Below are 14474 nucleotides of genomic sequence, written 5' to 3' on the forward strand. Positions count from 1 at the left end.
GCTTATTTTACTTTCCGGTAGATTTTATGTTCTTGGTTAAATGCTTCATAACAATGGGAATAGTTGTTAAAGGAAATATCCTCCTTATTACCCAACCCCAAGATTCCTGACATAGACAGACTTTCATAAAATAGCCTGTGGACGCGATTCTGCAGCACTCTATCGAAATAAATCATGACATTCCTGCAGATAATCACGTGAAATTCATTAAACGAATGATCTGTCGCTAGATTATGTTGCGCGAAGACCACATTACGCGTTAGAACGGGGTGAAAAATGGCTTTATCCTGACAGATGTCAAAAAACTCTGAGAGCTCTTTCATTCCTCCCGCCTTTAAATAATTGTCATCGTAAGCCTGCATTTTATCTAACGGATACACGCCTTCCTTCGCCTTTTTTAATAAATCTTCATTCATATCCGTGGCGTAAATTTTTGTTTTATGGTATAAACCTTCCTCTTTCAGGATAATCGCCATAGAGTAAACTTCTTCCCCCGTAGAACAACCCGCATGCCAGATTCGAACAAACGGCAGTTCTTTGAGAAGCGGAACTACGTTCTCCCTAAAAGACTTAAAAAAGTATGGGTCCCGGAACATCTCTGATACGTGAATCGAGAAATCCGAAAGTAGCCGTGCCATCACACAGGGGTCGTGAAGAACCTTTTCCTGTAAGCTGGACACATTTTTCAACCTTTCCGTCTGAATTCGGTACCAAATTCTCCGCCTAATGGAAGCGGACACATAATTTCTAAAGTCAAACCCGTAGTAACGGTAAATACCCTCTAAAAGTAGCTCTATTTCGACCTTTTCTAATTCATCTAAACTTTCCTTTTCCGTGCTTTTCTTGTTTCCCGTTAAACTCACCCTATCCATCCTATCTATACAACCAAATCTTGATTAAAGAAAACAGCTGTTCAAGATTAACAGGCTTACTAATATAATCTGACGCACCCGCTTCAATGCATTTTTCCCGATCGTTTTTCATAGCCTTAGCTGTCAGAGCAATAATTGGCAAGTTTGCATACTCAGGAATTAGGCGAATACGACGCAACGCTTCATATCCATCCATCTCAGGCATCATAATATCCATGAGTATTAAGTCGATATCGGGGTTTTTTTCTAAAACCTCGATACCCTCTTTGCCATTCTCCGCAAATAGTGTCATAATCTTTTGATTTTCAAGGGCTCCGGTAAGGGCAAACACATTCCGCATATCATCGTCCACAACTAAGATTTTCTTGCCTTCTAAACGAGCATTTCCATTCTCCACCTTTTGAGATTCCTCCGCCTCACGTACGACTTTGGAAACGGCTTCAACGGCTTTAACTACTTGAGAAGGGGAACTCTTCAAGGTCGTCGCAGCGGCTTCGGCACGGAAAATATCGGAAGCCCCTATTCCAACATTATGGCTAGGCAAATAAAGGGTAAACGTACTTCCTCTACCCTCAACACTGTCAAGCTTGATGAACCCGCCCATTAACCTAGCGATCCTTTGACTAATAGTTAGCCCCAAACCCGTGCCGCCATATTTTCTAGCGGTTGTCCCATTTGCCTGTTGAAAGGCTTCAAAGACCATGTCCTGCTTATATTTAGAAATTCCAATACCTGTATCAGTTACAGAAAAAGCTAGGACCCAGTCTGAGGTTTTAAATATGTCATGATTAGCAATCATCTGACCTTCTGCTCTTCGAACCAGTAATGTGACACTTCCGCTGTTTGTAAATTTAAACGCATTGGATAATAAATTATTTAAGATTTGCAAAAGTCTGTGTTCATCCATACAAGAGGTATGGGGCAAGTCATCACTCATCTCGACAATAAAATCTAGATTTTTTTGCTGAGCCACAGGAAGAAAATACTGTTTGACATAGTCCATCGCATCCGACAATTTAAAAATGTCGGGATGTATTGTGATCTTACCCGCTTCCACCTTAGAAAGATCTAATATGTCATTAATTAAGCTCAACAGTTCATTTCCTGAAGAAAAGATCGTTTTCACATATTCAACTTGACTGGGCGTCAAATTGTCTTCTTTGTTCTCGATCAGCATTTGAGAAAGAATCAGTAAGCTATTCAGCGGTGTCCGAAGCTCATGGGACATGTTGGATAGAAACTCTGTTTTATAGTTTGAGCTTTCTTCAAGCTGTCGGGCTTTTTCTTCAAGAGCTGCTTTCAAGGTTTCTAGTTCCATTGCCCTTTTTTCAGAATGTTTATACTGAGCCTCTAGATTCTCATTAAAGGATTTAAGCTCCTCTTGTTGTAGTTGGAGTTCTTCTGATTGGGACTGAAGTTCTTCCGTCAGGACCTGTGATTCCTTCAATAGGCTTCCTATCTTCATGTGAGCTTGTACGCGATTGATTGTAATCCCAATGTTCTTTGAGATCAGTTCCAGCAACTCCTGTTGCAGAGTGCTATACAGTTGAAGAGATGCCAGCTCCATGACAGCCACTACCTGTCCCTCAAACGCCACCGGGAGTATAATGATGCCTTGGGGCGGCGATTCACCCAAGCCGGAGGTAACCTTAATATAATCTCTTGGGACCCTAGGCAATCTAATCGTTTTATTTTCTAAAGCGCACTGTCCCACCAGCCCTTCCCCGAGAAGGAAAACCTCACTTGCAGTTCCCAACGGATTATCCGCATAAACAGCAAGCCTTTTAAGACAGTGCCTGTCTCCGTATCCCTCCACGATATAAAAGACGCCATAACTTGCTTCGACCATGGGAGTTATCTTTGTGATCAAAAGATTGGCCAAAGTTCTTAGGTCCTCTATCCCTTGGCATAAGGCGGTGATCTCTGCAGTTCCAGACTTTAACCAGTTTTGCCCCTCAATTTCTTCAATGAATTCTTGCTCATGCAGGGCGTGTTTTTCTAGGGAACCAGCCATCTCGTTAAAGGCCGCCGCAATTTCTCCGACTTCATCATCTGAATGGATGTCAATGCGCGGCAAATCAATGTGCTCCTCGAGCGACGAAAAACGGTTCATAACTTCAGTGACATCACGTATGCCTTCTGTAACCTTACGCGTGATCCAGACAGTTATCCCCGCTCCACCAAGCAATGTTAAGATTAGAGAAGCAAAAAGGAATATGAGTGCCCGGTTATAGGCATCAGCTGACGATTTGATTAAGCCATTCAGTGCCTCATCTTCAAGTCTATTTAATTCCTCAACATACTTGAATATCTGACGCCGTTCCCCCGCTCCCACTTTTATCACTCGCTCGAACTCTGCTTTCTGGTCAGAAGAAGCCAGTGCAATGCAATTTTCTTGCAGTTCATTATACATAATGTTTTCGGCTTTTATCTGGCGGAGCAGATTCTTAGTTACATCTCGAATAGCGGAGGCCTCAAGGAAATTGAGAGCCGTCCCTACCTTCTCCCTAGAAACTTTGATCAGATCAATCGTCTCTACAAAATCATGCCCACCGATGTCAAGAAAAGCAAGATCTCTTAAGTACCTACTAATATTGTTAAGTTCACCTTCAACCATTTTAGAATACGTTAATTTTTGGTAGCGCTCCTGTTGATTTCTTTCTGCCCTCTTATTTTCTTGATCTAAGGAATAAATTGAGACCATAAAGAATACAGCCATTATGGCCAAAATAGAGGCAAATCCTAAGAATAACTTCGCCTTGAGCCTCATGTCCCGCTTCCTTTCTGAGGGGTATTTAATGTCGAGTGGAACAAAGATTACTCTGTCCAGTTGATCACTTCAATACTTAAATGAAATATTTCAATATTCAATTACTAATCTCCTTTGGTAAATAAGTCGATACGTGTCAAGTTTTAGAGTTTTCACAATATTCCTTTATTGAGATAATTCCTGAGAAACTTGATACTAAAATTTAACTCTCCTCTGAAACAAGGAAACAAGGGGACAGGTGCACTGTTTTGCCTTGGGCAAAACAGTGCACCTGTCCCCTTGTTTCCCCTGTCCCCTTGTTTCCCTATTTTTCTCCCAGCTTTTATTCTAATGAGTCCTCCATACTCTCACGTGAAAGTGTCCAGCGCAATTTAATGGCTTGCAAAGCTACGCTGTAATTAACTTGATCCCAACTATCTAAAGCATGATCTAAGTCAAAGCTAGTACTGGCCATAAACAAATGTTGAGCAAGCAAAATAAGCGCTTTATGGTTACTAGCAAAACCCTGTTCTAAGATTTTATCAAACTTAATTTCTTCCAAAGTGGTATGTCTTTTTGTAGCTGACCAAATTTCCTTGGTGGAAGTAAGGATGTAATAGGCCGAATAATAGCCAGACTCGTTAGATTTCTTTTGGGTTAATAGAGCTAAGAATTGCTCCTTATGTTGGCTATTGGCGTAGTAAATGTCTTCGAAATTCATGTAACAATCAGTCTCCCTCTAGTTTGATTATACTCACTAAGTTTCTCTCATCGATTGAGTCTAGTATATACTTATTGGCTAGTAACTACTACTTTTCATTAAAGCACGCTACGCGTGAAACAAGGGGACAGGTTCGCTGTTTTGCTTCGGGCAAAACAGCGAACCTGTCCCCTTGTTTCTTTGTCCCCTTTTTCTTTAGAATTATTAAGAAAAATGCGGGCAAGAAATTTCCAACTTTCAGCAGGTAGAGAAATAATATCAACAAAATAACCCTTGACAATAATAGGGTAAATACAGAGGTAAGATTGGGGATAGCTGTTAGTTTTTCCATACCCTAATCACCGTCTTTTTCAACCGGGACAGGAATAGTTACCAGAACTTCTTCAAGGACCTGACTTGCTTGTACCCCCCTAAGGCGATCCTCTCGTTTTAACGTTAAACGATGGTTTAGCACATAGCCGGCAAGATATTTTATGTCATCGGGAATAACGTAGTTTCGTCCCTTAAGCAAGGCCAAGGGCTCGGGCTGCACGATATAAAGCAAGACTGGCTCTGGGGCTTGCTCCTAAGGCTACCGCTGAATGAGATCGGGTTGCCCTGACCAGTTCTATAATGTAACTGCGAATCGACGAATGAACAAAAATATTGCGAGAGAGTTCCTGCCACTCCTGAACTTCCTTCTCTCCTGCCACTGCTTGGAGCTTCATTAAAGGATTTTCTTTACCCTGAGACAATATCATGCTTTCCTCGTCTTCGGCATTTGGGTAACCCATAGAGATTTTTAATAGGAAGCGATCCAACTGAGCTTCCGGTAATTGAAAAGTTCCATCGTGTTCAATGGGATTCTGGGTAGCCACAACGAAGAATGGGTGAGGAAGCTTCGTAGTCTGACCGTCTACCGTTATCTGTCTCTCTTCCATTGCCTCAAGCAGACTGGACTGTGTCCGGGGAACAGTGCGGTTTATTTCATCAACCAGTAAAATATTAGTCACCACCGGGCCTGCCCGGAAGGAAAAACTGTTACTTTGACGGTCAAAAACGTAAAACCCGGCAACATCTGTAGGCGTTAGATCAGGCGTACACTGAATTCTGTGAAAATCGGCATTTAAAGAAGCCGCTAAGGCTTTGGCTATTAAAGTCTTGCCCACACCAGGAACATCCTCGATCAGAATATGCCCTTCCGCTATAAGACCCACTAACAACAATGTCAAGGAATCTTCTTTTCCAAGCACAATGCCAGAGATATTTTCTTTTAAACGCTGTAAGGAGATCGGCAACATTATTCTTCCTCTTTTCTTAAATAACCTGTCACATTTCAAATTTACTCATAATTTCAATCAATTCCGATAATACTAGCAACCACAGTATATACGTTAATTGTATAGCTAGGCAATATTAATATTAGTAAAAAATAAGTAAAACCGACTAAGTTACCTTGTCGGTTTAATCGTTTAGCTGCCACGAAACCAGCTGCTCCGAGTGCGAAATATTTCTACAATTTGAACAATATCAGGGCCACATACGAGACTGTGTTTTCACCATTTTTATAGGGTATTCCTGAGGCTTTTACCAAGGCCATTACGTCAATTCCATTTGCTTCAACGGATGACACGGCTTTATCGGGAAAATGGCACTCTTCTCCTTCGAGATAGGCACATTTTACACAATACATGCATGGACCCGCATTTAATGGAAGGACTGCTGTAAAGGTGTAGTTATTCTCGATATACTCATGAATTTTCCTGAATATTTTTTCATGATTGACCTTTCCCTCTAGCATGCCTTCCCAATCAAAAGAATCTTCGATCGGATGGACCGTTTGGAACAAAAGACCCTGCTTAAAGCCCAAGACCCGTTCTTTCAAATCACTGATAGAACCCACTGCTGGAGGACACATCCAGTTTTTATTGTACGATCCACAGGAATTCTGTTCACATAGCTCTCTGAAATCCTCATTAAACTTAATCTCAGCCACTTCTGTAATTGTAGCATGGGCCGCATTTAATGCCTTAGCATCCTTCACTAGATTATTGAAAACTGTTTCCATATTCGATTGTCACCTTCTCTTCGAAAACTAATGCACAAACCCTTTAGAGAGATTTACGCATAAAACCGAGGAGTCCATAGTCTTCCCCGGTTTTATACAGCCAGTCGTTCCTATGAATGTAAATACGTAAAGTTATTATCGGTATTTACAGTTAGCTTGGAAAGTCTCCCACATAGCGATAAAATTCTCAATGGGAACGTCATCCTGTACATTGTGAACCGTCGAGAACACGAAACCTCCATCTTTGCCGAAGATGTCCATGTTTCTCTTGGTTTCTTCCCTAACTTGTTCAGGCGTTCCATTGGGAAGAGTAGATTGAGTATTGATCCCACCACCCCAGAATACGATGTCGTTGCCAAATCTGCTCTTTAACAGTTCAGGACCCATATCTGCAGCAGTTATCTGGACAGGATTCAGAATATCAAAGCCTGCTTTAATGATGTCCGGCAATGCCGCTGTAACAGAGCCGCAACTGTGTAGCGTTATTTTGACATCTCCCTTGGATTTGATGTAGTCATTGAGTTTCTTATGGTAGGGGAGTATCATGTCTCGGATAAGTTTCGGCGAAATAAAGGTTCCACGCTGAGTACCAAAATCGTCGGCTTCACTGGTAACATCAATCAGCCCGCCATAAACGTCAAAGATGTTATCATAAAACTCCATTTTCTTTTCCAGCAACTTTTCCATAAATGGAGTACAGCGTTCCGGTTCAGCTACTAACATAGCAAGCCAGTTTTCAAAGCCCCAGATCAAGGGGCCGGTTTGTAAGAAGCCATTACCAAACTGCTCGGAAATGGTGGTTGCAAACCCAGCCTCGCGGTAGTTTTCGAGTTCCTTTCGTCCCACCATAGCAAATTTATCCGGTGTAGGCCATACGAACTTTTTGTCGTCTTCTTCATCCTCTGCATCTCCCAATGCACACCCAGCTAAGTCGTAATATAGACCTTGCTGCTTTGGCATTCTGTATAAGGTTCCCCAATCATTTCGATAGAAATAGCTTTTTTCGTCTTCCCATTTCTTGGCATAGTAACTCTCCCCCTGTTTAATGGGTTTGAGTCTGGCTGCCCGCACATCACACCCTAAAAGATCCAATACTTTGTCAGATGCATATACAAGCTGGTAAGGAATGTGACACATTTCTAATTCTTCATCTTTAATGCCAAAGTAATCTAAAAGCTTTACATAAAAATACTTTGTGAATTTACACGAGCATCCAGCTCCAAGGTCGAGCGGGATACGATCCGGTTCCTTATGATTCAAAGCACATAAAACTCTTTCGCGATGATTCATCTTTTAGACCTCCCTGATTATTTGTATGGTTATCGATAAAGTATGCACAATACTTTCCCAAACGGAGGATGCGCACTCCATCTAAATGTTCACTATGAAATAGAGAACTAAGGCAATCGCTGCGCCTATGGCTTGAATTACGGTTATGCCACGAATGCTTTTGCTATAACTGCAGCAGATGCAGCATCAGCTGCAAAAGCATCAGCACCGATCATATCTGCAAATTCTTGAGTTATAGGTGCACCACCGACAATTATCTTAACTTGGTCCTTCAAACCAGCCTCAATAATTGCAGCTACTGATTTCTTTAAAGATGGCATTGTTGTTGTTAATAATGCTGAAAGACCAACAAGGTTACAATCTGGATTTGCTTTAATCGCATCGATAAATTTTTCTGTTGAAACGTCAACACCTAAATCAATTACAGCGTATCCGGCACTTTCAACCATCATAGCAACAAGGTTTTTACCGATATCGTGCAAGTCGCCTTCTACCGTACCGACAATGAATTTACCAAGCACAGTAGTCTGGCCGCCAGCTAAATGCGGTTTTAAAAGTTCCACACCTTCTTTCATGGCACGAGCAGCTACGAGCATTTCTGGAACATAAATTTCATTGGCTTTAAATTTTTCACCCACAATGCCCATTGCATCAATCATTCCTTGATTTAAGATATCGATGGGTTTAAACCCTTCTGCTAATGCTTCTTCTACGAGACCTCTCATAATTTTTTTCTTACCTAATTCAATTGCTTTCGAGATTTCTTGAATTTTAGACATCTTAAACCCCTCCATTTATGCTAAGCACATTAATTTTTGATCACTTTCTAAACTAAATTAAAGCTTGTTAAGCTTTTGGCAAAGCTCCAATTAAGCCTTCTCTAAATGCTGAGATATATTCTAAGCAGTATTCATCTTCTTCCAATAACGCTTTTGCAGCAAATATCATGCCCAACAAATCTCTGTTTGTAGGGTCCATGATCGCACTATCCATACCGGCGTTCAAGGCTAAAACCATAAAGGCTTGGTTAATCAATTTGCGTGCAGGTAATCCAAATGAAATATTGCTTAAGCCGCTTGTCACATGGATCGTTGGATAGCGTTTCTTTATTTCTCTTGCACATTCTGCAAAGGTGGTTAAAGCAGTTTCCTGAGTAGACAGGGTCTCCACCAATGGATCAATATGCAAGCGTGACGGATCAATATTGAACTCTTTTGCCCTCTTCATAATAGTTTCAAAGACTTCTAAGCGTTTTTCCACAGAATCAGGAATCCCCTTGCCATCACATAGAAGTGCTACACATTCCCATTGAGTATTAGCGATAACAGGGAATATTACATCTATTTTATCCCCTTCCATAGATACAGAGTTGACCAAACCTGTTTTTTTGCAAAAGGGTAATGCTGCTACACAGGAATATGGACTTGGACTGTCAACACAGATTGGTACATCAGTAACTTCCTGTATTAAATCGATCAACCATTTCATCGTCTCGACTTCGAATTCTACTTCTACCGATGCACAAACGTCAAGATAGGTAGCACCTGCTTCAGCTTGTCTTTTAGCGCAATCACGAATAAAAGCTTCATCCTTTTCTCGAATGGCTTTGGCCATCGATGGAATAGAACCGTTTATTTTCTCACCTATAATAATCATTTGTTATCTATTTCTCCTCCTTAGGACTTTTTAAAAACTAGCCCCTTCCGTAAACCTGATACAAAAGGGGCTAACTTGAAGTACCATACTGGTGTTTGGAGAACCTAAGCCGAAATCTCCTCAAGTACTTTTCCTTTGGTTTCTTCGCCTAAGATCCCAACGACGAGTGCCGCAGCCACAAAACAAGCAGCTCCAAGTGCAAATACCCCAGACTGTCCTGTTCTTGGCAAAATTATTGCCACAATGGATGGACCTAAAAGTGATCCTAACCTACCGACTGCCGAGGCGAAACCAGAGCCAGTTGCCCTCGACCTAGTAGGATAGAGTTCCGGAGTATAGGCATATATGGCTGACCACATACCAAAAAGAAAGAATTGCATACATAAACCGTAAATAATTAGAGTGGTAAGAGTTGTCGCTGTCCCATAGAAGTAGGCTGAAACTGCACAACCCAATAGCACCGTGATAATTGTTATTTTACGCCCTTTAGATTCTATAAAATAAGCAGCGGTAAAGAATCCCGGGACTCCAGCAAGTGAAATAATGATAGTGTAGAAGACTGATTTAGTTACCGAGTAACCTGCCTGCTGCAGAAAGGCTCCTAGCCAAGTCGTTATCCCATAGTAACCTAGTAAGGCAAAGAACCACAAAGACCAGACCATAATGGTTCGTTTAGCATATCCTGGTGCCCAAAGTTCCAAGAAAGAAAACTTGTTTGCATGTGCCGCCGCTACGGATTGACCTATATTTTGGACAGGTGGCAGTTCTCGCCCTAAGGATTTCCTTACCCCCTCCTCAAAGCCCAGCATAACCTTATTGGCCTCTTCGTGTCGTCCAACGGTGTCTAACCAACGGGGGGATTCTGGTACAATACGTCTAATTATGAGTACAAAGATCGCTGGAATCCCTTCACAAGCAAATACCCAACGCCAACCGCCTACCGGCAAGATGAAATAGGCTAACAGCCCTGCCGCGATGAAACCAATGGGCCAAAAACCTTCCAGTAACGCAATATAACGTCCGCGATTCTTAGCTGGGATAAATTCAGATACTAAAGATTGTCCGATCGGAAACTCCATACCCATTCCAAATCCTAATAGAATTCTACCGATGGCTAGCATTTCAACATTTTGAGAGAGTGCACAGATGAAGCTGGCAGTCCCCCAGAGTACCATACTATACTGGAAAACAATCTTACGTCCAAATCGGTCAGCGAGCATTCCTGCAATAGCGGCTCCTAGAAACATTCCTAAGAAACTCGCGCTTGAAAGCAGTCCTGCTTCCACTGTAGATAAATTAAAATAAGTCTTTATGGATCCTAAAACAAACGTTAACATGCCTAAGTCCATTGAATCAAAAAACCAGGCTGTTGCTATGATATAAAAGATCTTTCTTTGATAAGAGGTAAGTGGCAGTCGTTCCAACCTTTGAGGTATACTGAAATTTTTCCCATAAATACTTTCTATAGGTTGTGCCATCTCTTAATGCCCTCCATTTTCTATTCTATTTAGAAAGATTCCCACACTTGTCAATGCCTAATTATTACTAAACCTACCATTTATGCTAAAGTATTATTGCTTTTGTTTCCGCCTTACCAGCATCTGAAGCGAAGAAATCGAAGCGTATAAGCGAATTTCCGAGTGCCTCCTACCGCTATATTAATCTGTTTGCGAAGACATGCTCGTCTGCAACCTGAAACGTCTTCCCCATAAAGCCATAATCGCACTCATCCTAGACGGAAATTCAGTTTATGCTCTGCCTCAACGAATAGATATGGTATACAGACTAGTTTTTACCGATGTCCTGAAGGTCTCCTTTGACCATTCCTACGATAACCGGTTCGCCAACTACGAACAATGTCTTTCCTCCTAACCTTCTCAGAGTATTTTCTCGATGTTCTGATTTGATTTTAGTATTTTTTGATATGCAAGCTCCTTTCATTATTTCTTAACAATTATTTATTTATCATCTTGATCTTTTGCAATTATTGTGCCAATCAAAAAAATCAGAGTATTCGGCACTTTGCCAAAATACTCTGATCACAAAAGTAATCACTCTTTTAGAACTAACTATCCAGAAAAGCAACCGTCACCCCCATTCTTGGACGTTTTAGTACTGATTCATATTGTGTTCACTACGATTCGATAAATGATCAATTTCAGGTTCCCTTACTTATATTTACAACTTATTCACCGAAATGTTATACTTCTTCATTTTCTTAACCATACTAGACTGACTAATTTTCAGAATAGCTGCAGCCTTTCGAGTACTTCCCGTTGTACGGTATGCCTCAGCAATCAACTGATGCTCCTCACTTTCTAAGCAAGCTTGTAAAGAGGTGATATCTTTAATTGGCGGCTTTAATGACCTAAGGGAAGTCTCCGTTAAAGCATTAATCCCTATACAATCTTCACGATAGGTGACAACTAAGCGTTCAATGGTGTTTTCTAGTTCCCTAATATTTCCTGGCCAATCATGTTCCAGAAAAACATCCATTACCTCTGGGTGAATCCATTTTTGATAGCCATACTTTCGATTAAATTTCCCTATGAATTCCGCGACAAGGGAAAGGATATCTGCTTTGCGCTCTCTTAAAGGTGGAATAACAATGGGGACTACATTTAACCTGTAATATAGGTCCTCACGAAACTCTTTTTCTTTAACCATGACTTCCAAATCCCTATTTGTGGCCGCAACAATTCTTATATCGAGCAAAATAGGCTTCTTGCCACCTATTTTGGTTATTTCTTTGTCCTGAATTGCACGAAGAACCTTGACTTGCAAATCAAGAGAAAGTTCCCCAACTTCATCAAGAAATATCGTACCACCTTGAGCTAGCTCAAATAAACCTGCTTTCCCCTCCTTTAGCGCTCCAGTAAAGGCACCCGCTTCATAGCCAAAAAACTCCGATTCGAGGAGATTTGGCGGAATTGCCCCGCAGTTAATTTTTATAAAGGGTTGCTTAGCTCGTTTGCTGGCACGATGGATTAATTGAGCGATAAGTTCCTTACCAACGCCGGTCTCCCCAAGAATTAAAACATTTGAATCCACGTTGGCAACATGATAAGACATTTCCAACTTCTTTTGCATTTTCGGATCTTTGGTAATGATTTGCTGAAAAGACTGTTTTGAACGCAAATGTTCTAGTTCATGGAAATACTTATCCCTTATTTGTTCGCTTTCAGCCAATTTCCCCTTTAATTCATTTAATTGAGAAACATCGCGGACAGCAGTTACTACATAAGAAATGTTCCCACGGTCGTCAAAGACTGGGTTACCGCTCATCAAAAGATCCTTACCGTTTCTTACATCCATTACATTTACCTGAGATCGCCGCTCCAACACCATTTCTGTAACCGATTTGTTCATGTAGCCTTGCTTTAAAAGATCTCGTACGTGTTTCCCGACAAACTCCTTTGCGATAATTCCCGTCATATGTTGATAGGCGTTATTAGCACGAACAATGATGCCTTGAGCATCAGCCACAACAATTCCATCATCTAAAAAATCGATCACATCATCTAAGCGTTTATTAATAGCTTTAAAAGTATCCAATTGGTGAGATAGTACTTCGAATTCGGAAATATCTTGAAAGATAGCAACCGCGCCAATGATCTTATTTCCCCGCCGGATTGGACTTCGGTTCGCAATAATAGCTCGGTCATTAATATCCATACGTTGGTTATGTTCTTCCGTTCCCTTCTCCATAACTTGGACTAACTGTGTATTGGATATCACCTGCTCAATCTGAGCTCCTAGTGCTTGGGCTTGAGGGATATTAAGGACGATTGAGGCTGCTTTATTAAAAATAATAACTTCTCTGTTTAAGTTGATGGCAATAATACCGTTGTGCACAGATTCAAAAATCTCTTGCCAATCCCCAACGTTCATTTCGAGACTCATCATTTTCGTCCTTTCTTAGTACCATCCTATTTTCATTGATTTTAGCCCGCCAATCGCGGAGCTAAAACTTAATCTTTTCTAAGCGAGCCATCAGCAGATTCTCCCGATGTAATCCGGTTAATAATCTTTAGGACTGTGGCATCTAACCTAGCTGTTTCACCATTCAGTCTTGTAGATGGTATCCAGAAACTAACGATCCTTTGTCGATTCTTTTTTAGATAAGAGTAGATAATTTGTGCTTCATCAATATCATGCTGTTTCAATCTTTCCATGTCACTTTTTGCAGTCACAAACTTATCCCTGATCATCTGTTTTAGGGATTGCCTTAACTCCGTACTATCTGTCATTACATTATTAAACACTTCTCGATAAAGAAGTTTATTCCCTTTGATCAAGAAAAATTTAGCATGTCCTTCGTCCATAAATTCAACCGCTAGGATATTCCTATTTTTATTTGAGGATTGAACTAATCGCTGTTTTCCAATGACATGTCGAATTCCTAAATAATACTCTCGATATTGGGCTGCCCTTTCAAATTGAGTATTCTCAATAGCCATATCGATCCTTTTAGAAAGTTCCTGAACAACAGCCATATCATTCCCGTTTAAAAGCTGTCGGATATTTTCAATGTGAACCCTATATTCCTCAGGACTTACCTGCCCACTACAAACACCCAAACAAGTACCCAACTCCCTGAACAGACAGCCATTAACCCGTTTTACTAATCCTGGGCTAGTACATTTTCGTATAGGATAGAATTCATTCAGGTATCGTATTGTCATCTCAACCCGATTAGGACTGGTAAAAGGGCCAAAATATAATCCGCCATCATCAGCTTTCGTCTTAACTTTCGTAACCTTTGGGTATTGCTCAGCCGGTATTTTTATATAAACATACTTTCGATCATTTTTCATCTGTTTGTTATATCTAGGCTGAATTTCCTTGATTAGACGACATTCTTCAACAAATGCGTCCAATTCGGTATCTGTCACTAAATAATTAAACGTATGGATATTATGGATCATTTCGGCAACTTTTGGGACCCTGTCCTTTTGGTTTTTAAAATATTGGGAAACCCTGTTCTTGAGATTCTTCGCCTTACCGACATAAATTATATTCCCCAGTGAATCGAACATACGATAGACACCTGGTCTTTGTGGAAGTTGCTTAAGCAGTTCATTCAAGTCCATATAATACTCCGCTACATTTAGTTCTTGTACTTATTTTATTATATTA

Annotated in this window: 12 protein-coding genes; all 12 read right to left on the reverse strand. The window is 40.8% G+C overall.

The genetic code is table 11. The features are described from left to right. Window positions 1-2: 2 nt before the first annotated feature. The 12 genes from UF75_RS01685 to UF75_RS01740 all read right to left on the reverse strand — a co-directional run bounded on the left by UF75_RS01685 (window position 3) and on the right by UF75_RS01740 (window position 14428). The gene (locus UF75_RS01685; protein WP_045572864.1) at window positions 3-872 is read right to left on the reverse strand and encodes a protein-glutamate O-methyltransferase CheR; all 870 of its coding nucleotides are present in this window, start codon (window positions 870-872) and stop codon (window positions 3-5) included. A 1-nt stretch (window position 873) separates the two neighbouring features. After that, window positions 874-3642 carry a response regulator gene (locus UF75_RS01690; RefSeq protein ID WP_045572865.1) on the reverse strand — a complete coding sequence of 923 codons (2769 nt, stop codon included), beginning with the start codon at window positions 3640-3642 and terminating at the stop codon, window positions 874-876. A gap of 322 nt (window positions 3643-3964) precedes the next feature. Then, window positions 3965-4342: a hypothetical protein gene (locus UF75_RS01695; protein ID WP_045572866.1), complete on the reverse strand. Its 378-nt coding sequence runs from the start codon at window positions 4340-4342 to the stop codon at window positions 3965-3967. A gap of 334 nt (window positions 4343-4676) precedes the next feature. Continuing rightward, a complete protein-coding gene (locus UF75_RS30960) occupies window positions 4677-4859 on the reverse strand; it encodes a hypothetical protein (protein WP_348983017.1) in 183 nt (60 codons plus the stop codon). Beyond that, window positions 4846-5622, reverse strand: a complete 777-nt coding sequence (locus UF75_RS01705) for a MoxR family ATPase (protein WP_348983018.1) — start codon at window positions 5620-5622, stop codon at window positions 4846-4848. Before UF75_RS01705 ends, UF75_RS30960 begins: the two co-directional genes overlap by 14 nt. A gap of 212 nt (window positions 5623-5834) precedes the next feature. Next, window positions 5835-6389: a DUF2284 domain-containing protein gene (locus UF75_RS01710; protein WP_045572868.1), complete on the reverse strand. Its 555-nt coding sequence runs from the start codon at window positions 6387-6389 to the stop codon at window positions 5835-5837. 135 nt (window positions 6390-6524) lie between these two features. Then, window positions 6525-7679, reverse strand: a complete 1155-nt coding sequence (locus tag UF75_RS01715) for a uroporphyrinogen decarboxylase family protein (protein WP_045572869.1) — start codon at window positions 7677-7679, stop codon at window positions 6525-6527. Window positions 7680-7822: 143 nt separating this feature from the next. Then, window positions 7823-8458: a corrinoid protein gene (locus tag UF75_RS01720; RefSeq protein WP_045572870.1), complete on the reverse strand. Its 636-nt coding sequence runs from the start codon at window positions 8456-8458 to the stop codon at window positions 7823-7825. 67 nt (window positions 8459-8525) lie between these two features. After that, window positions 8526-9335, reverse strand: a complete 810-nt coding sequence (locus UF75_RS01725) for a methyltetrahydrofolate cobalamin methyltransferase (RefSeq protein WP_045572871.1) — start codon at window positions 9333-9335, stop codon at window positions 8526-8528. Between the two features lie 104 nt (window positions 9336-9439). Then, window positions 9440-10813: an MFS transporter gene (locus tag UF75_RS01730; RefSeq protein ID WP_045572872.1), complete on the reverse strand. Its 1374-nt coding sequence runs from the start codon at window positions 10811-10813 to the stop codon at window positions 9440-9442. Window positions 10814-11513: 700 nt separating this feature from the next. After that, complete coding sequence (locus tag UF75_RS01735; protein WP_045572873.1) at window positions 11514-13241, reverse strand: sigma 54-interacting transcriptional regulator; 1728 nt, start codon at window positions 13239-13241, stop codon at window positions 11514-11516. 65 nt (window positions 13242-13306) lie between these two features. Continuing rightward, entirely contained in the window at window positions 13307-14428 is a 1122-nt protein-coding gene (locus tag UF75_RS01740) for a GIY-YIG nuclease family protein (protein ID WP_045572874.1), read from the reverse strand. Window positions 14429-14474: the final 46 nt, after the last annotated feature.

It is taken from the genome of Desulfosporosinus sp. I2 (genome assembly GCF_000960765.1).
Taxonomy (GTDB): Bacteria; Bacillota; Desulfitobacteriia; order Desulfitobacteriales; family Desulfitobacteriaceae; genus Desulfosporosinus.

What these genes read in the sequence shown, in the direction of transcription:
- UF75_RS01705 (WP_348983018.1), bottom strand. Translation starts at nt 5,622, where the DNA reads ATGTTGCCGATCTCCTTACAGCGTTTAAAAGAAAATATCTCTGGCATT.
- UF75_RS01715 (WP_045572869.1), bottom strand. Translation starts at nt 7,679, where the DNA reads ATGAATCATCGCGAAAGAGTTTTATGTGCTTTGAATCATAAGGAACCG.
- UF75_RS01725 (WP_045572871.1), bottom strand. Translation starts at nt 9,335, where the DNA reads ATGATTATTATAGGTGAGAAAATAAACGGTTCTATTCCATCGATGGCC.
- UF75_RS01710 (WP_045572868.1), bottom strand. Translation starts at nt 6,389, where the DNA reads ATGGAAACAGTTTTCAATAATCTAGTGAAGGATGCTAAGGCATTAAAT.
- UF75_RS01730 (WP_045572872.1), bottom strand. Translation starts at nt 10,813, where the DNA reads ATGGCACAACCTATAGAAAGTATTTATGGGAAAAATTTCAGTATACCT.
- UF75_RS01690 (WP_045572865.1), bottom strand. Translation starts at nt 3,642, where the DNA reads ATGAGGCTCAAGGCGAAGTTATTCTTAGGATTTGCCTCTATTTTGGCC.
- UF75_RS01695 (WP_045572866.1), bottom strand. Translation starts at nt 4,342, where the DNA reads ATGAATTTCGAAGACATTTACTACGCCAATAGCCAACATAAGGAGCAA.
- UF75_RS01685 (WP_045572864.1), bottom strand. Translation starts at nt 872, where the DNA reads ATGGATAGGGTGAGTTTAACGGGAAACAAGAAAAGCACGGAAAAGGAA.
- UF75_RS01740 (WP_045572874.1), bottom strand. Translation starts at nt 14,428, where the DNA reads ATGGACTTGAATGAACTGCTTAAGCAACTTCCACAAAGACCAGGTGTC.
- UF75_RS01720 (WP_045572870.1), bottom strand. Translation starts at nt 8,458, where the DNA reads ATGTCTAAAATTCAAGAAATCTCGAAAGCAATTGAATTAGGTAAGAAA.
- UF75_RS01735 (WP_045572873.1), bottom strand. Translation starts at nt 13,241, where the DNA reads ATGATGAGTCTCGAAATGAACGTTGGGGATTGGCAAGAGATTTTTGAA.